The sequence below is a fragment of the Asticcacaulis biprosthecium C19 genome, from assembly GCF_000204015.1.
In the GTDB taxonomy this organism is placed as follows: domain Bacteria; phylum Pseudomonadota; class Alphaproteobacteria; order Caulobacterales; family Caulobacteraceae; genus Asticcacaulis; species Asticcacaulis biprosthecius.
The window spans coordinates 1,232,171-1,255,711 of sequence record NZ_GL883077.1 but is presented as its reverse complement, the minus strand read 5'-3'; the positions used below and the strand labels follow the sequence as shown (position 1 = coordinate 1,255,711).

The following is a 23,541-nucleotide window of genomic DNA, read 5'->3' as shown; positions in this document are numbered from 1 at the left end:
GTAAACGGGGAGAGGGGATTCTACAGCGCTTTAACCCACCTTGCTCAGCCGGATCCCGAAGGTATCCAGTGAATAGCCGCATTCGCCATTGCCGTGGGTGAACTCCCCGCTGATCGTCACCTTGTCGCCGATCAGCAGCCGCTCCACCGCCCCATGCAGCGGATTGTCGGCCTGAACGACCTGTTCCAGCTTCACGCCGGTCCCGGCGTCGAAGGTTATCCCGACCGAGCGGTTCAAGGTCGACACTTGAGATTCGCGCACCGTGACGACCCAGCTCTCAAAACCCGGCGTTCGCACAAACTCGCTGCAAAACTTGTCGATACCCGCCTGGTCGTCGGTCAGATCGACCGCCGCCACGAACTCCGCCTGGGCCTGCGGCACAACCTCAGCCGTCACAACCGGCGCAGGTTCGGGTTCCGGCGCCTTGTCACAGGCAGCCAGCAGGAAAGCCAGGTTCAGGACAACCGCGAGTCTCATACTTTCAAAGCCTGCTGAACCACCGCTACGTCGTCGAACGGCAGCACCTTGTCGCCGATGATCTGGCCCTGTTCATGACCCTTGCCGGCCACCACCAGGACATCGCCAGTCTTCAAGCCCGACACGGCTTCCAGAATGGCTTTCTTACGATCACCGATTTCCACTGTCTCCGACGACATGCCGGCCAGAACCTCGGCGCGGATGGTGGCGGGGTCTTCGCTGCGCGGATTGTCATCGGTGACGATGGCGCGGTCAGCCAGACGGGCGGCAATGGCGCCCATCTGTGGACGCTTGCCCTTGTCACGGTCGCCGCCACAGCCGAACACCACAACCAGCTTGCCCTGGGTGTGCGGACGCAGCGCCTTCAGCACCGTCTCCAGGCCATCGGGCGTGTGGGCATAATCGACATAAACCTCGGCGGCGTTGCGCTTGGCCCCGACGCGTTCCAACCGTCCACGCGCGCCCTTCAACAGCGACAGGGCATGGATGACGGCGCCGGGGTCCTCGCCGGCCGCGATACACAGGCCCGCTGCGACCAGGGCGTTCGACGCCTGGAACAGACCGGCCAGGGGCAGCTTGGTCTCGTACTTGCGGCCCTGGTGTTCGATGAACAGGATCTGGCCGTCCACCGTCAAGTCGCGCCCGACCATGGCCAGGCCACGCCCGCGTTCGCCAACACTCATGACGCTGGTCCCCGACAGGACGCACATGGCGGCAAAGCTGTTATAGGCGTCGGAATCGGCGTTGAGCACGGCGGTACGGCCGCGCGGCAACAGGCTTTCGAAAAGGCGCAGTTTGGCGCACCTGTAGGCCTCCATGGTGGCGTGATAGTCGAGATGGTCCTGGGTCAGGTTGGTAAAGCCGGCTGCGGTCAGCGAGACGCCGTCCAGGCGGCGCTGGTCGATACCGTGCGACGACGCTTCCAAGGCCAGGTGGGTGACGCCGTCGGCGGCCAGTTCGGACAGGTGGCGCGCCATGTCGGCAGCATCCGGCGTGGTCAGGCCCGGTCCGGTCACTGCCGTCTCGGTGCCGTCGATGTCGGACTTGACGACACCCAGCGTGCCCATGCTGGCCGACTTTTTGCCCAGGGTCGAAAAGATCTGGCGGCAGAAGGTGGCGACGCTGGTTTTTCCGTTAGTGCCGGTCACGGCGACGCAGATCTTGGGCTGCGAACCGTAGAAGGCCTTGGCGGCCAGGGCGTAAGCCCGGCGGACGTCCGACACCTTGACCAGAAGCGAGTCCGGGGACTCCAAAGCCGCCGTATCGTCCGGCGCCAGAACCGCAGCCGCCCCCTTGGCCAGGGCCTGGGGAATAAAGTCCCGCCCGTCGATAGCCGTGCCCGGCAAGGCGCAAAACAGCGTGCCCTTATCGACCTTGCGGCTGTCCGCGGTGACCCCGGTAACGAATGGATCATGATCCAGGTCCCGACGCAGGATATCCGACAAACGCACTGTACTCATTTACTCTTCCCCTGTTGCATCTTCCGGCGCGACGGGGGCCTTGTCCCACTGTGCCGAGGTGAACTTGTCCTCTTTTCGTTGTACGCCGAGGAAGGGCGCTACCCGGTCAATCACGCGACCGGCAACCGGGGCGGCGACGAAGCCGCCCGTTTTCAAACCACTGCTGGACGGCCCACCTTGCGGCGAGTCGAAGATAACCAGAACCAGATATCGATCGCCGTCCAGCGGACCATCCGTCGGGAAGACGGCGGCGAAGGACGAGATGCGGTTGCTGCCGTAACGGCCATTTTCCGGCTTCTGCGCCGTGCCGGTCTTGCCACCGACCCGCAGCCCGGGGGCATTGGCGCGCGAGCCGGTGCCCTTGATGACATTGGCGCGCATCAGGTCCAGCATGGTGCGCGAGGTCGCGGCCGAAAAGACGCGCGTGCCGGCGATCGGCGAGGTGCCGTCATACTTCTTGATGGTCAGGGGCCGGCGGTAACCGCCGTTCAGCAGGCCACCGATGGCTTCAGCGAAGCTCAGGGGGGTGATGGCCATGCCCTGGCCAAAGGCGGTCTGGACCAGGGACAGATCGGTCCACTTCTTCGGGTACAGCGGCGCCGCTGGCTCGGTCAGTTCGGTATCGGCCGAGCGGAACAGGCCCAGGGCTTCGTAATAGCGGGTAAAGTTGCCGGCGCCGGCCGTCATGGCCAGATGCCCCGTGCCGATGTTGGATGATTTGATGAACACGTCTTCCAGACCGATGAAAGCGTTGACGGCGTGGTCGTCGTGGATCTTGCGGCCGCTGATCACCAGGGGCTGGCGGGCGTCGTAGACCGAGTTCATCGAGGCGGTGCCGGTGTCGAGGCCGATGCCGACCGAGATCGCCTTGAAGATCGAACCCAGCTCGTAGCGGTCGACGGCGGCGTGATTGCGCTTGGCCTGTTCGGTGTAGGCGCCCGGCTTGTTAAGGTCGAATTCTGGCCACGACGCCATGGCGATGATTTCGCCGGTGCGGACATTGGTGACGATGCCGATGGCGTCTTCGGCACGCTGGTCGATCGCCACGGCGCGCAGCTCGTTTTCCAACGCCCCCTGGACGCGCAGGTCCATGGCCAGGGCGACCGGCATATTGTTCAGCGCGGCCTGCTTGATCTCGTCCTGAAGCGCCATCTCGGCACCGGACATACCTTCGCCGCCACGCTTGGTCATGCCGATATAGGCGGCACCCGTTTCACCCAGCGGATAGTCACGCACCAGCTGGGCTTCGAAGCTGATGCCTGGCAAGCCGTAGTTGAGAATACGTTCACGTTCGATGGCCTTCAGATTGTTGGTCAGCAGCATGCGCTTGCCGCTGCCGAATACCTTGGCGATATCCTCGCGCGGCAGGTTGGGGAAGATCTGCATCAGGGCCTGGCGAACCATGCCGCGGTCTTCCGAGGTCATGTCGGTGGGGTCGACGAACAGGCTGTAATCGTTAACATCGGTGGCCAGAAGCTGGCCGTTGCGGTCGACCAGTTGCGCCCGGGCATTGGGCTCACCGCTCAGGGCGGCCATATTGCCAGGCGAGCCAGACAGGGAGGCGCGGGCCGCGAACAGCATCAGGATGGCATAGGCGAAGCCCAGGCCGCACAGGACGGCGAAGATGCGCATCCGCGTCGAGGTCGCCTTCTTGTTGGAGGCATTGGCGCGTTCGAAGGCGTGCTCAACCTTCCAGACGCGGTCGGCCACCCATTGAAAGCCCGATTGAGTCGTTTCGAACAGCGAGACCCGCATCAATGGTCTCCTGTCGGTTTGGCCGTGGTGATCAGTTCGGGTTCGGCCGGCGCATCGGCCGCAGCCGGCGCAGCCGGCGGCTCAGGCGCGAGCGGCACAGGGCTGGTGACGGGACGCGAGGTGGCGCGCGAGATTTCGCTCAAGGAATCGATATCGGCCTCATGCGCCGCGGAGATCGGCTGCATGCCGAGATATTGCTTGGCCAGAGCTTCAAGGCGTGACGGCTTTTCTAACTGGGCGACTTTGATCTTCAGGGTCTGGACGGCGCCCTGCTCGGCAGCGATCTGGGCGTCGAGTTCGTTCATCCGGCGGATGTCTTCGCCCTCGCGCGCCTTCGACAGACAGACCCAGAAGATCATACCGAGCGCCAGGACGATACCGACCAGTTCGATCAGACGGATGCCGCGAACGCGTTGTTCGAACAGACGAAGGACGGCATTCATGACACAACTCCTGCGGGGGCGCGGTTCCTGCGCACAGCACGCAGCTTGGCCGACCGCGAACGCGGATTGCCGGCGATTTCAGCTTCCGATGCCTGGACCGCCTTGGGGGTAATGAGGGTGTAGACGGGTGTGCGCGTTGCCAATTTCTGTGGCGCATGACGCGACCCGCCGGCCATCTTACCGGAGCGGTCGTTAAAGAAGTTCTTAACAATACGATCTTCGAGCGAGTGGAAGGTAACCACGGCGAGCACGCCATCGGGCCTGAGCAGGATTTCGGCCACTTCAAGTGCGCGTTCCAGTTCGCCCAGCTCGTCATTCACCGCTATGCGCAAGGCCTGGAAGGTCCGCGTCGCCGGATGGACCGGCGCGCCACGTCGCCCGCCCAGGGCGCGTTCGACAACCTCGGCGAGGTCCAGGGTGCGTTCAAACGGCTGGGCTTCGCGGCGGCGGACAATGGCCGAAGCGATACTGCGCGACTTGTGTTCTTCACCGTACAGCCAGATGACGTGGGCGATATCGTCCTTGTCGTCATCATTGACGATATCGGCAGCGGAGCGCCCATCGACGCTCATCCGCATGTCCAGCGGCCCGTCGCGCATGAAGGAAAAGCCGCGATCGGCCTCGTCGAGCTGCATCGACGATACGCCGATATCGAGTACGATAGCGTCGCAAGAGGCGTGTCCGAGCTCAGCCAAACCCTCGGCCATTTCGGAAAAGCAACGATTGACCCACTGGAAGCGGTCGGGAAATTCCTGGCTTAGCGCCTCGACAAAGGGCCGCACGCGGGCATCGCGATCGAAGGCCACGACACGAGCGCCACCCAGCAGGAAGGCGCGCGAATAACCGCCGGCGCCAAAGGTGCCATCGACAATCAGCTTGTCCTCAAGGTTACCAAGTACGGTTAGCACCTCGGGCAACAGGACGGACAGGTGGGCGGCGGCTTCGGTCATTGATACAACACCTCCCGCTTGGCGAAGGCGTCCTCGACCAGCTTGTCCTGCTCGGCGGCCCAGGCCTCATAGGCGCTCGGCTCCCAGATCTGGAAGGACTCGCCAAGGCCGGCCAGGACGACGTCACCGGAGAGGTTGAACTGATCGCATAGCTTTTCGGGCAGAGTGATACGGCCAGCGGTATCGAAGCCCAGACGGTTCATCGAGGCATAGAAGCGGCGTTGCAGGGCGGCGCGGGTCGGCGACAGCTTTGGGTATTCGTCGATCACATCGCGGTAGGTGGCGAAAAAGGCGGCACCACCGCATTCGAGGCAGGGCGCGTTGATGGCGGCGAAACAGTAGACGCCCTCAAAAGGATCGACACCCTCATGGGGCTGAAGCGCAGAGGCGCGATAGTCCGACGGCACCAGCAGGCGACGCTTACCATCCAATTGCTTCTCGTGACTCGAGAGAAACAAGCCCACGCCGGGCTTATCAGCCCGCTCCCTGAAATGTCATTGGCCCCGTAAAAGTCCCAGCCTGGACGGGGCCGAAGCGCCGCACCACCCCTTAGAGTTAACATGGGATTAAATGGGACGCAATGACTCTAGGCCACACTTAAACCGGATTCTGAAGAAGAAAGGACAGCAATAACAGGAACATACATAGAACATATGCGCAAAAATACTCAGGAATTGGCGACAAAAGTCTGATTTTTATTAATTTTCTGCAAACGGTGGGGATCCATCCCGGATTTTACCGCGATGGCTGGGGATGAAATGTCAGCTTCATCGACGTCGCGCGATAGCAACGCCCTGAGATCGGGGTGATTTCGAGCGACCGGCTCTCCCACAATGAAATCCGTGTCGATCCGTGTCCGCGAAGCGGCATCCGTGATGATCTGTGGCTCCCCTCTTCAAGATACGTCCGGCTATCCACCCGGCTTCACAACCATCCTGAAACAGAGTGTCCGTTGGATTCGATGGACAGGAATTTTTAGCCTCGGATCATCACGGATTTCAGGATGGCTCAACGGGTTGCGCACGCCCAAGTATTCGTCGATCAGCGCGCCGATGCTGTCTTCGGCTATCCAGGCGGCCAGAGGCTGGGCGCGGTCGTTGCGGCCGAGGTCGAGCGGCCGCTATAGGGCCCGAAAACGCAAAATGCCGACGACCCGTGACCTGCCCTCCCATAATGGAGAACAGGCCACGACCATCGGCATTGGAGACGTCAGAACTTGCGCCTTACAGCGCGACCACGCCACCGTCGTTCTTGGTGACCACGATCGTAGCCGACCGCGGACGCGAACCGGCCGCCGCGCCCGACTGGCTGGCCGGCCAGTTGGACGACGGTGCCGCGGCGGTACCAGCTTCACCCGGATGCTGGATGTTGACGAACAGGGTGCGGCCGTCCGGCGTCGAGTCGATACCGGTGATCTCGCATTCCTTCGGACCGACCAGGAAGCGGCGCAATTGCAGACCCGGCGCCTTGCCGACGAAGGTCGCCTGCGTAGCCGTGGCGCCACCTGCGCCGGTGTTGGTGATGGTCTTCGCACCCCCGTCGCCGACTTTGCCCGGCATGGCCGCCAGCATTTGATTGTTGGTCACATCGGTAAAGGCGCCGTCGTCGGTCTGGATCCACAGCAGCGGATTGACCTTGCCGGCAGGGCTGGACGCACGCGAGAACCACAGGCCGTCGGGGCTGGAGAAGTCGTTGTCAGCGGTCAGGCCCGAGACATTGATCGCAGCATCCAGGTCGGAACCGGCGCCAAAGGCGTAGATGTCCCACTGGAAGCTGGTCGCTTCCGGGGTGTCGCCGGCTTCGTGGAGACGGATGATGTGGCCATTGGGGTTGCCGAACTGGTTCGCAGCCCCCTTCGGATCGTTATAGTGGCGCGGATTGGCGGCATTGGTGCCATTCAGCGGACGTAAGGACGCGTTGTTGTTGGTCAGGGTCAGGTAGACCTCGCCATTGGCCGGATTGACGGCGGCCCATTCCGGACGGTCCATCTTGGTGGCGCCCAGGGCGTCGGCGGCCAGACGGGCATTGACCAGGACGTCGGCCTGGCTGGCGAAAGCGTAGGCGGCATTGGCAGCGGTTAGCGGGCCGGTGCCGAAGGTCAGCGGCAACCACACGCCCTGGCCGGTGGCGTCGAAACGCGCGACATAGAGGGTGCCGTTGTCGAGATATTTGTCGCCGATGGCCAGGCGGTCGGTCGCCGTGGCGTCGGCCTCGCTCCACGCGGTTGCGGAGACGAACTTGTAGAAATATTCGCCGCGCGAATCGTCACCCATATAGAAGACCGGCTTGCGGCCGGCGACGAACGGGGCCGGCCAGGCGCCTTCGTGGCCCATGCGGCCCAAAGCCGTGCGCTTGCGCGGCGTCGCGGCCGGATTGTACGGATCGATTTCGACGACCCAGCCATACTGGTTGGCTTCGTTGCGGTAATCGCCCGTCGCGTCGGCCGCGGTCACCGTGAGGTTCCACTTGGAGAACAGCGACTGGTCAGCCGCATTGGCCGCCGTCACCGAGGCCCAGTTGCCGGCCCCACCGGCGCCGGCCGAGAGACCATAACGTCCCAGCGCGGTGACCTCCTTGGCCGTGCGCGCGGCATTGTCACCGGCGGCGCGACGGAAATAACCGGCCCAGTTTTCCTCGCAGGTCAGATAGGTTCCCCAGGCGCTATAGCCGTTGGCGCAGTTGTTGACCGTGCCGCGGCCGGCCGTGCCGTCGGTGGAATAGGCCGTCTTCACCAGGGCGTCGCCGCGCACAGGCCCGCGCAAGGTCGTCGGTGTGTTCGGCGTGACCCGGCGGTTGAAGGCACTGCCCTGGACGTAGGTCCAGGCGCCGCCAGTCTGGACGACTTCGACGACACTGACGCCGTGGGCTTCGATTTCCTTGATGGCTTCGGCTTCCGGACGGACGCCGCCGGCCGAGGTCGGGCCCGAAGTGTGCAGGTACTGGTCGGTGATGTTCTCGTGGTTCATGACCAGCAGGCCGCGCACCGAGCTTAAATCATCACGCGTTCCGCCGGCGTTCAGGCCGAAATAGGCCATGCCGTCGTGGTGATCGCCGGCGCGCCCTGCAAAGTTCGTGTCCGTCCCGTTGTTGGCGAAGGCCGCAACGCCGGCCAGGATCGGATCGCCCATCCGGTACAGCACCGTGACCTTGTAGCCTTCCGGCACGGTGACGACGTCGTCACGGTTCTTGGCGATGGCGGGGAAACCGAGCTGGGCCGGGCTGACGGTCAGAACGGTGGCTTGGCTGACGGCCGCGCCGTTGCGGGTCCCCGAGAAGGCGAAAACAAGGTCGGTAGCGGTAAAGACCGACGGCGCCACGAAGGTCGCCGTAACGGCATCGACCGTGGTCAGGGTGACCGCGGGGCCGGAGACCTGAGTCCACTTCGGATCGGTGGCCTCACCCGGGACGCCGGTCAGGGTGACCACGCGGCCCGAGGACGAGGCGCCCGACGATCCCGCCAGGATCGGTGCCCCGACCTTATAGTCGCTCTTATCGTTGCCGCAGGCGCTGAGACCGAACAGGGCGGCCACCGAGGCCATGCCGCCCAGGATCTGCCGGCGCGAACCCCGTTCGGCGATCATATCGTTCAGGCTGGGATTGGCCGAGGTGTTGAGCTGGATATCGCCGTCGTCATGACGGCCAGTAAGATGATGTTCGGACACGGGAGCCTCCTCGAGAATTGGGAAGTCCCTGATGACCGGGTTTTGTGTCGGGTTTTTACCAGACCGGTGTAGGTTTTATGACGTCTTCATAAGCGCGGCACCTGTTCTTTCTTCTCCTCCCTATCGAAGATGGGGAGGTGGCGAGCAAGTGAGCCCCCTACGGGGCGAAACGCGTCGAGACGGAGGGGTCTTCTTAGCCGTCAATCACCATACGATAAGTTAAATCTCCAATGCATCCCTCACCCAGGTCTGGAATGCCGCCACGGCAATCTCGTGCTTCGGCGACAACCGCCCCGTCCGATAAACCCCGGCATTCAGGTTTTCCTGGACCCTTTCGGCGATCCATTTGTCCTCGGCCGTCACCTGATCGGACATGGCCAGCGTCTCGGCGGCCACCTTTTCTCCGCCCGGCGTCAAATAGGTATAGTCCAGCCGCGTGTTGTCGTGACCAACCGGCGACATGCGCTCGATCATCAGGCCGCGCTGATAGACATTGATGGCGACATTGGGCCACAGCCACGCCCAGACGCCATCATAGACCGCATCCTGCGACCGCGGCGGCACCTCGTGCAGCGCCACCTTGCCGTCAACCGTCACCTTGTACTGGTCCGACAGGATCTCGGCATCGAGGCTCGGATGGACATTGGGCACGTGATAGCCTTCGAGATAGTTCTCGACATAGGTCTTCCAGTTGCAGTCCAGCAGGTGCGAACGGCGCAACCCCACCCGAAAGCCCGACCAGTCGAGCACACCCAGCCGCGCGTCCAGCGGCTTCAGCTCTTCGTCCAGGTCCGGCAGAACCTCGTTCAGGCCGGCAAAGACCAGGCCGCGCCACACGGCCAGGCGGATGGGGAACAGACCGTACTCGCGCGGGTCGAAATCGGAGGCCGCGCCGAAGTCCCGCGCCATGCGCAGCCGGCCGTCCAGCATGTACTTCCAGCCATGGTATTCGCAGGTCAGATGACCATCGCAGACGCCGGCCTCGTCCTTGACCAGTGGACCGGCACGGTGGCGGCAGACATTGTGGAAGCCGCGCAACACGCCGTCATCGCCACGCACGGCGACCACTGGGTAGCCGGCCAGGACATCGGCACGCCATTGCCGCGGCGCTTCGACATCGCTTTCGTGACATAGGAATTGCCAGTTGCCGGCGAAGACCTTGCGCCGTTCGACCTGCCACAGAGCGGGATCGACATACCAATCGGCCGGCGCAGTGACGATAGCACTGAGCTTGGGGGCCGTGTCGTGACTCATGACGCTTTCTTTCGCAGGAGGTAAGCCAGATAGATGATGCAGCCCGACACCACCAGGACGGCGCCCGACCCGGCCAGTTTCAGGACATCGGCAACAGTCGTTCCCGCACCCGGCACCAGGCTGCACAAGACGCCGCTGAGCGCCACCAGGAAACCAAGCACAGCCGTCCACCGTGCCCATGGCCGCGCATCGGCCTTCCACCAGGCGGCAAAAAGGAACAGGAATGGCAAAGTATAGGTCAGGGTCGACATGGCCTGGATCAGGCCATAGAGCTTATTGAGGCTATCGACGCCCACCTGGGTCAGGGCAGTGATGACAATGACCAGAAACGCCTGCAGCAAGATCGCGACATACGGCGCGCCGGTCTTGGGATCTCGCCGACCGATGACGGCGGGCAGCATGTTGTCGATACCGACGGCGAAGGGCAACCGCGCTGCCACACCAAACCAGGCATTGAGCCCGCCCAGCATCACGATCGCCAGCCCACCAACCAGCCACGGGCCCAGATTGGCCACGCCCAGCTTCTGTGCCGCCACGCCCAGCGCATCGGGCAAGCCGCCCAGAGCCGAAGCTTCCGCCTGAGGCAGGATCATCAGCATGCCGGCCGTGCCCAACACATAGGCCACGGTCAGGCCGGCCCCGACCATAATCAGGGCGGTGACAATGGTCCGCGCTCCGCCTTTGGCCTCGTTGCGCAACAGGGCGACGCCTTCCGCGCCACCATAGGCGAAGACCATGGTTGCCCACAGCACGGCGGCATTGGCGTCCAGTTTCGGCAGGTAGTCGGCAGTGGCGAAATCGGTGGCCGAGCCCTGAACGCCGGCCAGGCGGAAGCCGGCGCCAATGATAAACAGGGCCAGGATGATCGACACCACGGCGCCAATGCTGGAAATCCACTTGCCGGTGCCGATGCCGCGGGCGTGGGTGAACGCCATGACGACAACGATGACCGCGGTTGCAGCCAGGGCGCCGGCCGGGTGCCGCAACGCCGCCGCGACATCGCCACCGATAACCCCGGCGGCCAGATTAATGACGAAGACGATCAGCGAGGCAAAGAAGGGCAGGTTGCACGCCCAATAGATCCAGCCGCACAGAAATCCGGCGAACGGCCCCATGGTCTCGCGCGTCCAGGCATAGATGGCGCCTTCACCGGGAAATTTCTCCGACAGCGCCATTGTGGCCAGGGACAAGGGCACCAGGAACAGGATGGCGGCAAGGATCCAGATGGGAATGGCGACGGGCCCTGTCGCGGCACCGACAGCCAGCCAGCGGATGCCAAAATTCATGGCGACGGCATAAAGGACGATGTCCCACAGGCCAACTTTTTTCGCTGAGTCCATACGCGCCTCCCAAACGTGGGAGACTGCGCCCGGCTTACGCCTGCGTCAAGAGCGGCGGTTGCGACGGTAACGGCATCCGCCGCGGGGCCTTCGGTCGCGGAACCAACACGCAAAGTCAGGACAACGAATTTGATGGGCCAGATGACCTGTAAGCCGGGTTCTGTACGACGTTGCCGTCGTGGCGATCATTCCTCTTGGCCGCCCGTCGCCGGACGGCTCACGCAACCTACCCGAACGGTCCGGGGCGGTAATGCCCTGCTGCCGTTGCCGACAGCGCGCCGTTCCTATTTGGTCTTGCTCCTGACGGGGCTTGCCATGCCGCTTCCGTTACCGGCCGCGCGGTGCGCTCTTACCGCACCCTTTCACCCTTGCCGTACAAGTACGGCGGTTTGCTTTCTGTGGCGCTATCCCTAGGGTCACCCCTGGCGGGCGTTACCCGCCGTCATATTACCGTGGAGCCCGGACTTTCCTCGAAACACCCTTTGTAGGGAAATTCCGCGACCGCCCGGTCATCTGGCCCGGCGCCTATGTGCGCTGTAAGTCGATGGAAAGCAAGCTACTTCACCGCGCGGATCGCGCCGATCGCAGCGCAGAGCCAGCCCAGTATGGTCAGGCCGCCACCGATCGGGGCCAGAAAGGGAACGGGATTTCCGCTGCCGGCATGGATCGCTATCTGCCCGGCGAAAACGGCGGGGCCGACCAGCAACAGGGCCTGGGCCGCGCGTTTGTAAACGCCGCTAAAGCCACGCTGGGTCGTTATGGTCATGACGGCAGGCGCATGCAGCAGCAGGAACTGCCCGCCGGTCGCCAGGATTCCCGTGGACGGCGGGTGCGACCCCATGGCCAGCATAATGACACCGACAAAGCCCATCATACCGGCAAAGAAGTACGGCAATTTGGTTTCCGGCTCAGGTAGATCCGTCATGTCAGGCCTCCATCAGGGTTATGTGTCGCAGTAGAGCCATCAGCCGCACGCGCGTCAGGGCGTCCGCCTTGCCTTCGAGATCGGTGCCGATACGGTCCGGCGCCCAGTGGCGTTGAAAGGCGCGAACGAGGGTCGCGGTTTCGTCATCATAGGGCCCGCCGGGCAGGATGTTGTAGCCCAGCTTGCCCAGCGCGCCCTGCAGGGCAAAGACGCCGGGTCCGGTGTCGCCGACCGTCAGGGCGGGGCCCATGACACCCTCCGGCGGCAAAGCAGGCTCGACCCAGAGACCGTGACCATGATCTGCCAGGACGGGCCAGGGGAAACGCTCACCGGGATCAGCCTTGCGCGCCGGCGCGACGTCCGAATGACCGACAATTCGGGAATCCGGAATGTCCCAGCGCGTACGGATAGTGTCGAGCAGGCCGATCACCGCATCGATCTGGGCGGCCGGGAAGTCGCGGTAGCCGAACTCATGGCCGGGATTGACGATCTCGATACCGATCGACACGCCATTGATGTCGCTGGCGCCTTTCCAAAAGGAAAGGCCGGCGTGCCAGGCGCGGCGCTCTTCGGCGACCAGGCGATAGACGCTGCCGTCTTCATCGACGCAGTAGTGCGAGGACACCTGGGCCGCGGGGTCGCGCAGCCGGTCCAGAGCTGCCTGGGCTGTGCGCATGCCGGTATAGTGCAACACCGCCATATCGGGCGGCGTCGTGCGTTCGTTGAAATTGGGTGAAGGCAGTTCGATCAGGGCCATATGCCCTGATTAGACCTAGTAAACCGTCCAGGTCGAGCCTTTTTTGCGGGCTTCCATCACGCCGTCGGCGCGGGGCGCTTGCGTCCGGACGAACACCTTGGAGGGCTTGCGTGTGAACAGGGCAGCCACAGCGATCAGGGCGAAGGCCACGACACCGGCGACCACGACCATGCCCGCAAACACCACCAGTACCGCCAGCCCGGCCAGGACAGCAAGACCGACCAGGGTCATCACCATGCCGTACAGGATACGCGAGATCAGGTTCTTGCGACGCACCTGACCCCAGGGCCGGTAGGTCCGCGAGAAAGCCGCAAAGTTTGTGTCTTGATCGGACATGGAAACTAACACCTCACACGCAGGGACGAGCTCGGTCCCGCATTGTACAGATTGGCACGAAATTGCCTGCCGTCAACCTCTGCGCAGTCTGACATACCAGTTTTTAAGATTTTTTTAAGCATGGCTGTCAATTTGCCAACACTCACAATCTCGTTACAGGGTTAACATTCCCCTGAACGGACGTGCTCGGGAAAAACGTCAGGCTGAGTCGAAAAAGGCTGGTTTCGAGAACCGGAGCGGAGCGTCCCGTGCTCAAAGAGCGAAGCGTTAGCACAACCAACATTTCGTACGTGAGCACCGGAAGCGCAGAAAACGGCCCTTTGCAGACCCGCCTGGCGCATTTTTTTACATCAGCGCGCGTTCGCGGCTGATCTGGTCGTAGGCATGGTTGATCAGGGCGGCCTTGCGCGTATAGAGCGGCTCGAAATCGACCGGGAGGCCACGGGCACGCAGGGTATCAGGGTGGTATTCCGTCAGCTGGCGGCGGCGCGCCACGCGGATCTCGTCGTCGGACGCTGCCGGCGTCAGGCCCAGTATGTAATAGGGATCGTGCGCGTCCGGTTCGACATAGCCGGCACGGACCTTGCGATAGGTCGTCCGCGACAAGCCGAACAATTCGGCGACGGTTTCGAGATAGGTTTCTTCCGGGTGGCTCAGATGGCCATCGGCCACGGCAATATGGAACAAACCTTCCAGCACATCTTCGAGGATCTGCGGGCAGCTATGGTAACGCTTGGCCAGACGGCGGGCGTAGGATTCGAAACCCAGGCTGGTCTGCCGCGCCAGATCGTACAGGCGCAGGACGTCGCGTCGCGCACCGGCCTCGGGCTGGAAGACATTGAGGAAGGCAGCCTGTTCGACCTCCTGGGCCAGGCCGTCGGCCATGGCCAGCTTGGCGCCGAGCGCGGTGACGGCCGTGGCGAAAGCCGGGTCGGCGCCAGGCGCCCCCTTGGGACATTCCGTACATTCCGCGGCATCGAAGTGACGGATCGCCTTCTGCGCCAAACTCTTCCAAAACGACATATCCACTCCCTTAAGGGGGGAGTATAGCCGAATTTAGGCAAAGGATGTCCTAAAGTTTTTGTAACGCTACATAATCAGAGCAACCCCTAAAAAGGACGCCGATTTTTTGCCTTGGTTGCTGTATAAGACCTTTACGACCGTAAACGGAGTTTAGTCCTTGCGCCTTTTGACCGCGACCGCCCTCAGCCTGACCGCCAGCCTCTTTGCCTTCAGTGCCGCCGTGACGCCGGCCGACGCCAAGCCCCGGCGCAAGCCCGCCGCCGTCAAGGTTGCTGCCAAACCCGCGCCGGCACCGGTCAATGCGGTCATCGAAACCGGCTTCAATCCCGATGGCTCGATCCATGCGCCGGTTATCGAGGATGCGCCCGCCGATGATTACCAGCGTGTCGCCTGGTGCCACGGCATCCTGTCCGGGAATATGGAACTGGCGAAACAGGTCGATCCGGTCCTGCCTGTCGACGAAACCTTGCAGACCATCGGTAAGTCCTATCTGCGCGCCTATGAGGCCGCCCTCACCCTGTCGGGCAAGGGCGCAACGCCGGCGGGTCATGCCCAGGCCGAAAAGGCGCGCCAGTTGGGCTATGATGCCTGGAAAGGGGCGCGGGCCTCGGAACTGCCCAAGGCCGCGGGCGCCCATGCCACCTGGCAGTTGCCGGGCGATTGCGAACACGCCGCCGTTCGGCTGTCGGGCCACCCCAACCTGTTTGCCGAGATGGCCACGGATGCCGAGTTGGACGCCATCGAGGCGGTCATGACCTCGGGTGGGCCGCACGACTACAACGAACTGCCCAAGCCGGTGCTGACGGCCGAAACAGTGGACCATGCCGATCCGGACGCGCCGATTGCCACCAACACCCTGGCCCGTCGCGCCACACAATCCCAGTCCCTGCCGAAATTGCCGGACACCAAGCCCGAAAGCCGGTAAGAGACTGTTAAGCTTGTTTAACAACCTCTTATTCAGCCGCTCAAGGTAGTCTTAAACTCTGTTTACACAGGAGAGACTTCTCAACCCACGAGCGGCGACCATGAGCGGACCTGTCTTTACCCACGGCGCGGCGATTTATCGCCCGCAATTTCAGGACTACATCGGCAAGTACAAGCCAAAGGAACCGGACTATGTCGGCAAATACGCCAGTCCGATGCCCAAGGTGCTGCCCGTCGTCCAGGATGCCCTCAACCGAAAGTGGGATGTGGTTTCCCTGTCCGGCGAAGCCCAGGCTTTGCTTCAGGGCAAGGCAGGACAGCAATCGATCGCACGGGGCTATGCCAAGGGTTGACAGCCATGTGTTAACCGGGCGTAGCGGTTTTTTGGTGTAGACAGGCGTAAGCACCTTTCTTGAGTGGTCCATGTTTCGCACCCTGTTCTGCCTTCGCGACCAGCATGACTATGGCCTGGTTTTGCTGGCCGTTGTCATCTGCCTGACGTCCAGCTTTGCGGCGATCCACCTGCTGCACTGGTCTCAGCGCGCCGAGGCGTCGCAGCGGATCAAATGGCTGAGCCTGGCCGGGGTGGCCACCGGATTCGGCATCTGGGCCACGCACTTCATCGCCATGCTGGCCTATAACCCAGGCATTCCGCTGGGGTTCAACATCAGCCTGACCCTCATTTCGCTAATCATCGCCATCGCCATCACGGGCAGCGGTCTCGCCCTGGCGGTCTACCAGCCGTTCCGACACGCCGCCTGGGCCGGCGGTGCCATCGCCGGCAGCGGCATAGGCGCCATGCACTTTATCGGCATGGCCGCTATCGAAGTCCCGGCTCAGATCCTGTGGGCGGTTGACCTGGTGGCTGCGTCCGTTGTGTTGGGCGCTGGGCTGGCGGCGGCAGCGGTCGCCGTTGCGGCAAGAGGCAACACCCGGCTGCACATCGCCGGCGCCACAGGCCTTCTGGTCCTCGCTATTGCCTCCCTGCACTTTACCGCCATGGGCGCAGTGACCATCCAGCCCGATCCGACGCGCATCACCAGCGGTGTGCAATTGTCGCCTACCCATATGTCGACCCTGATCGCGGTGTCCGCCTTCAGCGTCCTGCTGGGCAGCCTGCTGGCCGCCCTGTTCGGCCAAAAGCTGGACAAGGTTCGCGCCCGCAATGAAAACCGCTATCGGCTGATGGTCGAGAGCGTGAAGGACTACGCCATCTGCATGCTGGACGTGGATGGCAACGTCACCGACTGGAATCGCGCCGCCCAGGACATCAAGGGCTACAAAGCCGAAGAAATCCTCGGCCGCAACTTCTCGATCTTCTACACGCCTCAGGAACAGAAGGACGGAGAACCGCGCCACATCCTCGACCTGGCCCTGCACAGTGGCAGCTATCACGAACCCGAGGGACAACGCGTCCGCAAGGACGGCACCACCTTGTGGGTCGACCTGGTCATTACGCCGATGTTCGACGAGGACGGCCGGCATATCGGATTTTCCAAGGTCACCCGGGATATTACCTCGCGCAAGCGCGACGAGGCCCGCATCACCTATATGGCACGCCATGACGCCCTCACCGGCCTGCCCAACCGTACCCACTTCCTGGACCTGCTGGACAAGGACCTGGCCGTGGCCAATGCGCGCGGCGAGCAGGTCGCGGTCATCGGTATCGATCTGGACGGCTTCAAGGAAATCAACGATCAGAACGGCAACGCCACCGGTGACGAGGTATTGCGGATCCTGGGCACCCGCTTGAAATCCATCGTCTACGGCCAGGAAGCCATCGCACGCGTCGGCGGCGACGAATTCGTCGCCGTCATGCGCCACGATGACGCCCGCGACCTGGAAGCCTTTCTGGAACGGGTAAGCGTGGCCCTGAACGAGCCGATGCTGATCGACAACTTCGAAGTCAAGCCGGGCGCCAGCTTAGGGGTCGCCATCTTCCCCCAGGACGGTGACAGTCGCGACGTGCTGCTGAACAATGCCGACCTGGCCATGTACCGCGCCAAGTCAGGCCTGGCGGAAAAAATCTGCTACTACGAATCCAGCATGGATGAGGCCGCGCGCGTCCGCCGCAACACCGCCCGCGACCTGTGGACTGCCGTGGAGAACGACGAACTGCGCCTGCTGTACCAGGTCCAGCGCTCGCTGGGTGACAACAGTATCGTCGGCTACGAGGCCCTGGTGCGTTGGCAGCACCCGACGCGCGGCCTGGTGCCGCCGGTCGAATTCATCTCGATTGCCGAAGAATGCGGCGCCATCATCGAGATCGGCAAGTGGGTTCTGGCCCAGGCCTGTGAGGACGCCGCCAAGTGGAACGGCGACATCAAGATCGCCGTCAACCTGTCGCCGGCGCAACTGACCGATCCGGATCTGGTGGCATTTGTGCGTCAGGCGCTGTACCGCACCGGCCTGTCGCCGCGCCGGCTGGAACTGGAAATCACCGAGTCGATGGTCATCGCCGACCGGACGCGCGCCCTGCATATCTTGCGGCAGTTGAAGGCTCTGGGCGTGACCATCGCGATCGACGATTTCGGCACCGGCTATTCGTCGCTGGACACACTGAACGCGTTCCGGTTCGACAAGATCAAGATCGACCGTTCGTTCCTGAAGGACAGCGAGACCAATCCGCAGGCCCGGACCATCATCCGAGCGATTGTGGCCCTGGGCCGCAGCCTGGAGATCAAGGTCCTGGCTGAGGGCGTCGAGACCAAGAACCAGTTGGACCTGCTCAAGTTGGAAGGCTGCGAGGAGGCCCAGGGTTACCTGTTCGGGCGCCCGGAAGCCGTTGAGGCGGCGGAAGCACGTTTGCTGGCGCAGGGGTAGTCAGCGGTCTTCCCGGCCATGCCAGATGCGGACGATCAGAAGTAAGTCACCCTTGATTTCGTAGTGCAAATTGTAATCGCCTATCATCAGCGAACGGATATCCCGGTCATCATGGCCTTCGATTCGTGGCGCGATTTCGGGGTAGTCGGCTAGCTTTTCAACGGCGACAATGATGTTGAGAACTACTTGAGCCGCAGCACGCGGATTAACAGGCTTGAGAAATTCCGCCAGCCGGACAAGGTCCCTGTTGGCAGCCGAGGACCATTGGATCTTCATGATTCGCCAAGAGTCTTGGCCCAAACGACAATCTCGGCGTGATCAACAACCCGTCCCTCATCGATATCCTTGAGCCCCTCCAGCAGCATCTGATGGCGGCGCTCTTCGAGGCTGACCCAATTCTGCAGCGCCTGCTTCACGATCCAACCGCGTGGACGATCCAACTTGTTCGCGTAGGCGTCAACTTGTTCGGCCAGTTCAACGGGGATATGGGCGGTGACGGTGCGCGTGCTCATGGACATCTCGTGGACAGGTAGACATAGTCAGCTTAAAATCAAGTTTCGTCAATACGATTACAATCGACTAGCTGGGCACATAATTCAAAATCGGGCTTAACCACCGCTCCGCCTCGTCGACCGCCCAGCCCTTGCGGCGGGCATAGTCCTCCACCTGGTCCTTCTCGATCTTGCCGACGCCAAAATAGTGCGATTTCGGGTGGGCGAAATACATCCCCGACACCGAGGCCGGCGGAGTCATGGCCAGGCTTTCGGTGAGTTCCATCCCGGTGCGCGACCGCGCGTCCAGCAGGTCGAACAGGGTCCACTTTTCGGTGTGGTCGGGCTGGGCCGGATAGCCCGGCGCCGGACGGATGCCCTTGTACTTTTCGGCAATCAAACCATCGATATCCAGGTCTTCGTCGGCGGCATAGGCCCACAGTTCGCGCCGCACCTTCTTGTGCAACGCTTCGGCAAAGGCTTCGGCGAGACGATCAGCCAGCGCCGTGGCCAGTATAGCGTTGTAGTCGTCGCCGGCAGTTTTGAACTTGCGCGCGATCTCCATTTCGCCATGGCCGGAGGTGACGGCGAACCCGCCGATCCAGTCCGGCATGCCCTTGGGCGCGACAAAGTCCGCGAGAGCCGTATTGCTCTGGTCTGCGCGAGTCTTTTTCATCTGCTGACGCAGGGTATGAAGGCGGGCGATGACCTCGGTGCGGTCTTCATCGCCATAGATTTCGATGTCATCATCGACCGCATTGGCCGGCCAGAAACCGACGACGCCACGGGCCTCAAACCACTTCTCGTCGATGATCTGGTCCAACATTTTCAGCGCGTCCTGATACAGAGGCAGGGCGGCGTGACCGACGATCTCGTCGTCAAGGATATAGGGGAACTTGCCGGCCAACTCCCAGGTGGCGAAGAAAGGCGTCCAGTCGATATGGTCACGCAGGTCAGCCAAGTCATAGGGCGAGAAGGTCTTCAGCCCTAGAAAGGCCGGCTTGACCGGCGGTTCAGCGGCGAAGTCGATTTTGAAGCGGTTCTCGCGCGCTTCGGACAGGCTGGACCGCGGGCGATTGTCGTTGCGGCCATAGGCCAGGCGCACCTTGTCGTAGTCGGCCTTGGTCTGGGCAACGAAATTGTCGCGTTCCTCCCCCAGCAGGTTCGACACCACACCAACCGCGCGTGAAGCATCCAGGACATAGACGACCTGGTTGTTCGTATAGCCGGGCTCGATCTTGACTGCCGTGTGGGTCTTGGACGTCGTCGCCCCGCCGATCAGCAGCGGAATGTCAAAGCCGGTGCGCTGCATTTCGCGCGCGACAAACACCATCTCATCCAGGCTCGGGGTGATCAGGCCGGACAGGCCGATCATGTCGACCTTGTGCTCGCGCGCCGCGGCGAGGATACGGTCAGCCGGGACCATGACGCCCAGGTCGATCACCTCGTAATTGTTGCACTGGAGCACGACGCCGACGATGTTCTTGCCGATGTCGTGGACGTCGCCCTTGACGGTCGCCATCAGGATCTTGCCGGCCGCCTGGTAGGTGCCGCCGGCCGCGACATGCGCTTCCTTTTCGGCCTCCATATAGGGCATCAGGTAGGCGACGGACTGTTTCATGACGCGGGCGGACTTCACCACCTGTGGCAGGAACATCTTGCCCGAGCCGAACAGGTCGCCGACAACATTCATTCCGGCCATCAGCGGGCCTTCGATAACGTGCAGCGGCCGCACGGCCTGTTGCCGCGCCTCCTCGGTGTCGGCGTCGATGAATTCGGTGATGCCGTGGACCAGGGCGTGTTTCAGCCGATCTTCGACGTTGCCTTCACGCCAGGCAAGGTTGACGACCTGGACCTGGCCTTTGTCGCTTTTGTATTTCGGCGCGATCTCGACGAGATATTCGGTATTGCTGATGTTGTGACGCTGCGGCCGGTTCAGAATCACGTCCTCGACCGCCTGGCGCAACTCGGCGTCAATCGTATCGTAAACCGGCAGGTCGCCGGCATTGACGATGCCCATGTCCATGCCGGCCTGGATGGCATAGTACAGAAAGACACTGTGGATGGCGCGGCGCACCGGTTCGTTGCCGCGGAACGAAAACGAGACGTTCGACACCCCGCCCGAGATGCGGGCATAGGGCAGAGCCTGCTTGATTGCGCGCGTGGCCTCGATAAAGTCGACAGCATAGTTGTTGTGCTCGTCGATACCGGTCGCCACGGCAAAGATGTTCGGGTCGAAGATGATGTCTTCCGGCGGGAAACCGACCTCGTCGACCAGGATGCGATAGGCTCGACTGCATATCTCGATCTTGCGCGCGGCGGTATCGGCCTGGCCGACCTCGTCGAAGGCCATGACCACCACGGCGGCGCCATAACGCAGGCACTTGGTGGCTTCGGAGCGGAACTTGTCCTCGCCCTCTTTCATCGAAATCGAATTGACGATGGCCTTGCCCTGAACGCATTTCAGCCCGGCCTCGATCACCTCCCACTTCGACGAGTCGATCATCACCGGCACACGGGCGATGTCGGGCTCGGCGGCCAGCAGGTTCAGGAAGGTGCGCATGGCGGCGACCGAATCGAGCAGCCCTTCGTCCATATTAATGTCGATGATGGCAGCGCCGGCCTCGACCTGCTGGCGGGCGACATCGAGTGCAGCGGTATAGTCGCCTTCGACGATCAGCTTGCGGAACTTGGCCGAGCCGGTGACATTGGTGCGTTCGCCGATATTGATAAAGGTAGGGGTCATAATTCCAGCAGATTACGGGGCTTTGATTTTCAGCGAGCGCGCCCGTCTAAAAACAAACAGTTTGATGAGGCGATAAGCTTCGTCCGATTGGGGGTCAATGCCCGAGGTAGTTATCTTGTCCGTTAGGGCCAACAGGTCGGCATAAAAATTGCGGCAATCGTCGCTTCGACGCAAAATGCTTCCAAGGACGTTGTTTTCAAAAATTTCTCGTGAACTCAGTTTGTGCGTCTGCCCATGGTCGTAATAGTTCAAGTCACGTAGCCCGATTATGTGACGAACGCAGTTTTCACTCCAACGCGCAAACATGTCGACCGAGATCAGGCCTCGGACAAAATACTCCCACTCCAATTCACGCTGCTGCCAATATTGATAATAATATTGCATGGCTTCCTGGCGCGAGACAGTTGTATCACCCCGGTCGAACCTCGCTTGAAGATCACGCCGCAAGGCCGATGTCGCCATGAAGCTTCCGTAAAAGTGATCCAGGGCCTTTATGGAAATCTCATTTGCCGACAATTTTGCTTGAGATCGAATCTGCTGAAACGCAGCAAAAATCGAGGCGACGATAATCGGGAACGACAGAAGCGTAACAAGGTTTGCGAGGGTTTCGATAGTTACCGAAAACTGTGCAGACATTGCCGGCAAATCGAGCGTCATGTTTTCTAGCCCTTTCCCTTGGGAGATTGATTGGTCACGTCGGACATCAATGGCTGATTTAAGGCATGATCTCGTCTATACGGCTAGTGCCTTGTCAACTTCGGCCACGGTATCGAGCCATTCGTTATAACTGCCACTGTCGAGATAGAGTTCACGTATTTCGGAATCGCCGCGGGTGATCTGGCGCAAGGCGCGCTTGGCCACGGCGACCAGGCCATCGGGCGGGGGGCCCATGGCGTCGACGGTCATATAGATGTCCTGGGCAGAGACGTCACTCTTGCCGGTGGCCACGGTTATCAGGGCGGCAGCTGCGTAGGCCCGGGCGCCCTCGGGAAGTTCGATATAGCTGTCATGGGCCAGCACGGCGTCGAAAATGGCGCGCACCGTCTCCCATGATGGTGCGTTTTCCAGCTCCATCATGAAGTCGACGGCATCGTCATTGTCGAACGGACCGTGTGACCAGGCGCCCATCAGCGCCCTGCCCGCTTTACCGCCAGCTCGATCTGGCCGTTCAGGAAGTCGACAAACTCTATACCCTGGGCTTTCAGCGACTTGGGATATAGCGACGCCTTGGTCAGGCCCGGGAGGGTGTTCGTTTCGAGATAGACCGGCCCATGGTCCGAGATGATGAAGTCCGACCGCGAATAGCCGCGACATGACATGGCCTTATGGGCCTTGATGGACAGGTCCCGGAGTTGCGCCATGATTTCGGACGCGAACCGGGCCGGACAGATTTCCTGCGTTGCGGCGGCCAGGTACTTGCTCTTGTAGTCGAACGTCCCCTCTGCCGGCACGATCTCGACGGGTGGCAGGGCGATCAGCGAACCGTCCGCCTGTTCCAGCACGCCACAGGTGGCTTCCGGGCCGGTGACGAAGGGCTCGATGACATAGGCCGTGGTCTTCGCTTCGCGGCGGACGGCGGCCAGATCCTGGGACGAATTGACATAGATCAGGCCAAACGACGAGCCATCCTGGGCCGGTTTGGCGATCAGCTTGCCATAGTGCGAAAAGGCTTCGTCGAGTTCATCCAGCGACACCGATGACGGCGAATGGACCCCAGCCAGGCCGGCGAACCGCTTGGCGGCGGTCTTGTCGAAAGCCAGGTGAGACGCCGCAGAGCCCGAGCCGGTGAAAGGTACGCCGCGCGCCTCGGCCAGGACCTGAAACTCGCCGTTTTCGGCCGAGCCGCCATGCAGGCCCAAGACCAGGACGCGGTTCTCGTGCACCGCCAGATCCAGCGACCCGGCCATGTCGCCGATCAGGATTCCATCGGCACGGAACGGCAACTCGAACGGCCGATCGTGGGCGTGGAGCGCCGCCGGCGAGGTCACATTGACGGTTCCGTCATGATCCCAGAACCACAGGTCGGCGTCGGGCAGGGCATGCGCCAGGGCCTGGGCCGAAGCGACGGAGACAAGACGTTCGCGGCTGGTGCCGCCGAAAAGGATGGTGGGTTTCATGGGTGCGCCAGCTTTGCGAATTCCTGGCTCTCATAGGCCAAGGTTGGAATCGCTTCAA

General features: G+C 62.2%; 23 protein-coding genes and 1 other RNA gene. 4 read left to right on the top strand and 20 right to left on the bottom strand.

Features of this window, described 5'->3' with window-relative positions:
- Positions 1–30 precede the first annotated feature (30 nt).
- From ABI_RS06115 to ABI_RS06090, 6 genes are read right to left on the bottom strand one after another with little or no spacing between them, the layout of a single operon-like run.
- Positions 31–477: a hypothetical protein gene (locus ABI_RS06115; protein WP_006272002.1), complete on the bottom strand. Its 447-nt coding sequence runs from the start codon at positions 475–477 to the stop codon at positions 31–33.
- On the bottom strand, positions 474–1,937 hold the full coding sequence (locus ABI_RS06110; RefSeq protein WP_006272001.1) for a UDP-N-acetylmuramoyl-L-alanyl-D-glutamate--2,6-diaminopimelate ligase: 1,464 nt from the start codon (positions 1,935–1,937) through the stop codon (positions 474–476). The genes ABI_RS06115 and ABI_RS06110 overlap by 4 nt, the downstream gene beginning before the upstream one ends.
- Positions 1,938–3,692, bottom strand: coding sequence for a peptidoglycan D,D-transpeptidase FtsI family protein (locus ABI_RS06105; RefSeq protein ID WP_006272000.1), 1,755 nt, complete (start codon positions 3,690–3,692; stop codon positions 1,938–1,940).
- Entirely contained in the window at positions 3,692–4,135 is a 444-nt protein-coding gene (ftsL, locus tag ABI_RS06100) for a cell division protein FtsL (RefSeq protein ID WP_006271999.1), read from the bottom strand. The genes ABI_RS06105 and ftsL overlap by 1 nt, the downstream gene beginning before the upstream one ends.
- On the bottom strand, positions 4,132–5,085 hold the full coding sequence (gene rsmH / locus ABI_RS06095; protein WP_006271998.1) for a 16S rRNA (cytosine(1402)-N(4))-methyltransferase RsmH: 954 nt from the start codon (positions 5,083–5,085) through the stop codon (positions 4,132–4,134). Before rsmH ends, ftsL begins: the two co-directional genes overlap by 4 nt.
- On the bottom strand, positions 5,082–5,543 hold the full coding sequence (locus ABI_RS06090) for a division/cell wall cluster transcriptional repressor MraZ (protein WP_040308977.1): 462 nt from the start codon (positions 5,541–5,543) through the stop codon (positions 5,082–5,084). Before ABI_RS06090 ends, rsmH begins: the two co-directional genes overlap by 4 nt.
- A 545-nt stretch (positions 5,544–6,088) precedes the next feature.
- On the opposite strand from ABI_RS06090, the gene ABI_RS26430 reads away from it, so the two are divergent.
- Positions 6,089–6,211: a hypothetical protein gene (locus tag ABI_RS26430; protein ID WP_006271995.1), complete on the top strand. Its 123-nt coding sequence runs from the start codon at positions 6,089–6,091 to the stop codon at positions 6,209–6,211.
- A gap of 97 nt (positions 6,212–6,308) precedes the next feature.
- On the opposite strand, the gene ABI_RS06085 is transcribed toward ABI_RS26430, so the two are convergent.
- From ABI_RS06085 to ABI_RS06055, 8 genes are all read right to left on the bottom strand, one after another.
- Entirely contained in the window at positions 6,309–8,747 is a 2,439-nt protein-coding gene (locus tag ABI_RS06085) for a PhoX family protein (RefSeq protein ID WP_006271994.1), read from the bottom strand.
- A gap of 219 nt (positions 8,748–8,966) precedes the next feature.
- Positions 8,967–10,001, bottom strand: coding sequence for an aromatic ring-hydroxylating oxygenase subunit alpha (locus ABI_RS06080; RefSeq protein ID WP_006271993.1), 1,035 nt, complete (start codon positions 9,999–10,001; stop codon positions 8,967–8,969).
- Positions 9,998–11,341, bottom strand: a complete 1,344-nt coding sequence (locus tag ABI_RS06075; protein ID WP_006271992.1) for an APC family permease — start codon at positions 11,339–11,341, stop codon at positions 9,998–10,000. Before ABI_RS06075 ends, ABI_RS06080 begins: the two co-directional genes overlap by 4 nt.
- A 133-nt stretch (positions 11,342–11,474) precedes the next feature.
- Positions 11,475–11,858, bottom strand: an RNA gene (gene rnpB, locus ABI_RS23650) — RNase P RNA component class A.
- Between the two features lie 39 nt (positions 11,859–11,897).
- Positions 11,898–12,266 carry a DUF423 domain-containing protein gene (locus ABI_RS06070; RefSeq protein ID WP_006271991.1) on the bottom strand — a complete coding sequence of 123 codons (369 nt, stop codon included), beginning with the start codon at positions 12,264–12,266 and terminating at the stop codon, positions 11,898–11,900.
- Position 12,267: 1 nt separating this feature from the next.
- Positions 12,268–13,023 carry a peptidoglycan recognition protein family protein gene (locus ABI_RS06065; protein WP_006271990.1) on the bottom strand — a complete coding sequence of 252 codons (756 nt, stop codon included), beginning with the start codon at positions 13,021–13,023 and terminating at the stop codon, positions 12,268–12,270.
- Positions 13,024–13,038: 15 nt separating this feature from the next.
- Entirely contained in the window at positions 13,039–13,359 is a 321-nt protein-coding gene (locus tag ABI_RS06060; RefSeq protein ID WP_006271989.1) for a hypothetical protein, read from the bottom strand.
- 345 nt (positions 13,360–13,704) lie between these two features.
- Entirely contained in the window at positions 13,705–14,382 is a 678-nt protein-coding gene (locus ABI_RS06055; protein WP_006271988.1) for a TerB family tellurite resistance protein, read from the bottom strand.
- A 157-nt stretch (positions 14,383–14,539) separates the two neighbouring features.
- Between ABI_RS06055 and ABI_RS06050 the strand changes: the two genes are divergently transcribed.
- The 3 genes from ABI_RS06050 to ABI_RS06040 all read left to right on the top strand — a co-directional run bounded on the left by ABI_RS06050 (position 14,540) and on the right by ABI_RS06040 (position 18,129).
- On the top strand, positions 14,540–15,307 hold the full coding sequence (locus ABI_RS06050; protein ID WP_006271987.1) for a hypothetical protein: 768 nt from the start codon (positions 14,540–14,542) through the stop codon (positions 15,305–15,307).
- Positions 15,308–15,407: 100 nt separating this feature from the next.
- Entirely contained in the window at positions 15,408–15,659 is a 252-nt protein-coding gene (locus ABI_RS06045) for a hypothetical protein (protein ID WP_006271986.1), read from the top strand.
- A gap of 70 nt (positions 15,660–15,729) precedes the next feature.
- Positions 15,730–18,129, top strand: a complete 2,400-nt coding sequence (locus ABI_RS06040; protein ID WP_006271985.1) for a bifunctional diguanylate cyclase/phosphodiesterase — start codon at positions 15,730–15,732, stop codon at positions 18,127–18,129.
- On the opposite strand, the gene ABI_RS06035 is transcribed toward ABI_RS06040, so the two are convergent.
- The 6 genes from ABI_RS06035 to ABI_RS06010 all read right to left on the bottom strand — a co-directional run bounded on the left by ABI_RS06035 (position 18,130) and on the right by ABI_RS06010 (position 23,483).
- A complete protein-coding gene (locus tag ABI_RS06035; protein ID WP_006271984.1) occupies positions 18,130–18,405 on the bottom strand; it encodes a type II toxin-antitoxin system RelE/ParE family toxin in 276 nt (91 codons plus the stop codon).
- Positions 18,402–18,641, bottom strand: a complete 240-nt coding sequence (locus tag ABI_RS06030) for a CopG family ribbon-helix-helix protein (protein WP_006271983.1) — start codon at positions 18,639–18,641, stop codon at positions 18,402–18,404. The genes ABI_RS06035 and ABI_RS06030 overlap by 4 nt, the downstream gene beginning before the upstream one ends.
- A 67-nt stretch (positions 18,642–18,708) precedes the next feature.
- A complete protein-coding gene (metH, locus tag ABI_RS06025) occupies positions 18,709–21,366 on the bottom strand; it encodes a methionine synthase (RefSeq protein WP_006271982.1) in 2,658 nt (885 codons plus the stop codon).
- 12 nt (positions 21,367–21,378) lie between these two features.
- Complete coding sequence (locus ABI_RS06020; protein ID WP_006271981.1) at positions 21,379–22,023, bottom strand: hypothetical protein; 645 nt, start codon at positions 22,021–22,023, stop codon at positions 21,379–21,381.
- Positions 22,024–22,098: 75 nt separating this feature from the next.
- Positions 22,099–22,494 carry a DUF4259 domain-containing protein gene (locus tag ABI_RS06015; protein ID WP_006271980.1) on the bottom strand — a complete coding sequence of 132 codons (396 nt, stop codon included), beginning with the start codon at positions 22,492–22,494 and terminating at the stop codon, positions 22,099–22,101.
- Positions 22,494–23,483, bottom strand: a complete 990-nt coding sequence (locus tag ABI_RS06010) for a D-alanine--D-alanine ligase family protein (protein ID WP_006271979.1) — start codon at positions 23,481–23,483, stop codon at positions 22,494–22,496. Before ABI_RS06010 ends, ABI_RS06015 begins: the two co-directional genes overlap by 1 nt.
- Positions 23,484–23,541 lie beyond the last annotated feature (58 nt).

Coding starts and splice junctions, on each gene's coding strand:
- ABI_RS06045 (WP_006271986.1), top strand. CDS start 15,408: ATGAGCGGACCTGTCTTTACCCACGGCGCGGCGATTTATCGCCCGCAA.
- ABI_RS06115 (WP_006272002.1), bottom strand. CDS start 477: ATGAGACTCGCGGTTGTCCTGAACCTGGCTTTCCTGCTGGCTGCCTGT.
- ABI_RS26430 (WP_006271995.1), top strand. CDS start 6,089: ATGGCTCAACGGGTTGCGCACGCCCAAGTATTCGTCGATCAGCGCGCC.
- ABI_RS06110 (WP_006272001.1), bottom strand. CDS start 1,937: ATGAGTACAGTGCGTTTGTCGGATATCCTGCGTCGGGACCTGGATCAT.
- ftsL (WP_006271999.1), bottom strand. CDS start 4,135: ATGAATGCCGTCCTTCGTCTGTTCGAACAACGCGTTCGCGGCATCCGT.
- ABI_RS06075 (WP_006271992.1), bottom strand. CDS start 11,341: ATGGACTCAGCGAAAAAAGTTGGCCTGTGGGACATCGTCCTTTATGCC.
- metH (WP_006271982.1), bottom strand. CDS start 21,366: ATGACCCCTACCTTTATCAATATCGGCGAACGCACCAATGTCACCGGC.
- ABI_RS06060 (WP_006271989.1), bottom strand. CDS start 13,359: ATGTCCGATCAAGACACAAACTTTGCGGCTTTCTCGCGGACCTACCGG.
- ABI_RS06080 (WP_006271993.1), bottom strand. CDS start 10,001: ATGAGTCACGACACGGCCCCCAAGCTCAGTGCTATCGTCACTGCGCCG.
- ABI_RS06035 (WP_006271984.1), bottom strand. CDS start 18,405: ATGAAGATCCAATGGTCCTCGGCTGCCAACAGGGACCTTGTCCGGCTG.
- ABI_RS06020 (WP_006271981.1), bottom strand. CDS start 22,023: ATGACGCTCGATTTGCCGGCAATGTCTGCACAGTTTTCGGTAACTATC.
- ABI_RS06070 (WP_006271991.1), bottom strand. CDS start 12,266: ATGACGGATCTACCTGAGCCGGAAACCAAATTGCCGTACTTCTTTGCC.
- ABI_RS06010 (WP_006271979.1), bottom strand. CDS start 23,483: ATGAAACCCACCATCCTTTTCGGCGGCACCAGCCGCGAACGTCTTGTC.
- ABI_RS06065 (WP_006271990.1), bottom strand. CDS start 13,023: ATGGCCCTGATCGAACTGCCTTCACCCAATTTCAACGAACGCACGACG.
- rsmH (WP_006271998.1), bottom strand. CDS start 5,085: ATGACCGAAGCCGCCGCCCACCTGTCCGTCCTGTTGCCCGAGGTGCTA.
- ABI_RS06055 (WP_006271988.1), bottom strand. CDS start 14,382: ATGTCGTTTTGGAAGAGTTTGGCGCAGAAGGCGATCCGTCACTTCGAT.
- ABI_RS06030 (WP_006271983.1), bottom strand. CDS start 18,641: ATGAGCACGCGCACCGTCACCGCCCATATCCCCGTTGAACTGGCCGAA.
- ABI_RS06040 (WP_006271985.1), top strand. CDS start 15,730: ATGTTTCGCACCCTGTTCTGCCTTCGCGACCAGCATGACTATGGCCTG.
- ABI_RS06015 (WP_006271980.1), bottom strand. CDS start 22,494: ATGGGCGCCTGGTCACACGGTCCGTTCGACAATGACGATGCCGTCGAC.
- ABI_RS06105 (WP_006272000.1), bottom strand. CDS start 3,692: ATGCGGGTCTCGCTGTTCGAAACGACTCAATCGGGCTTTCAATGGGTG.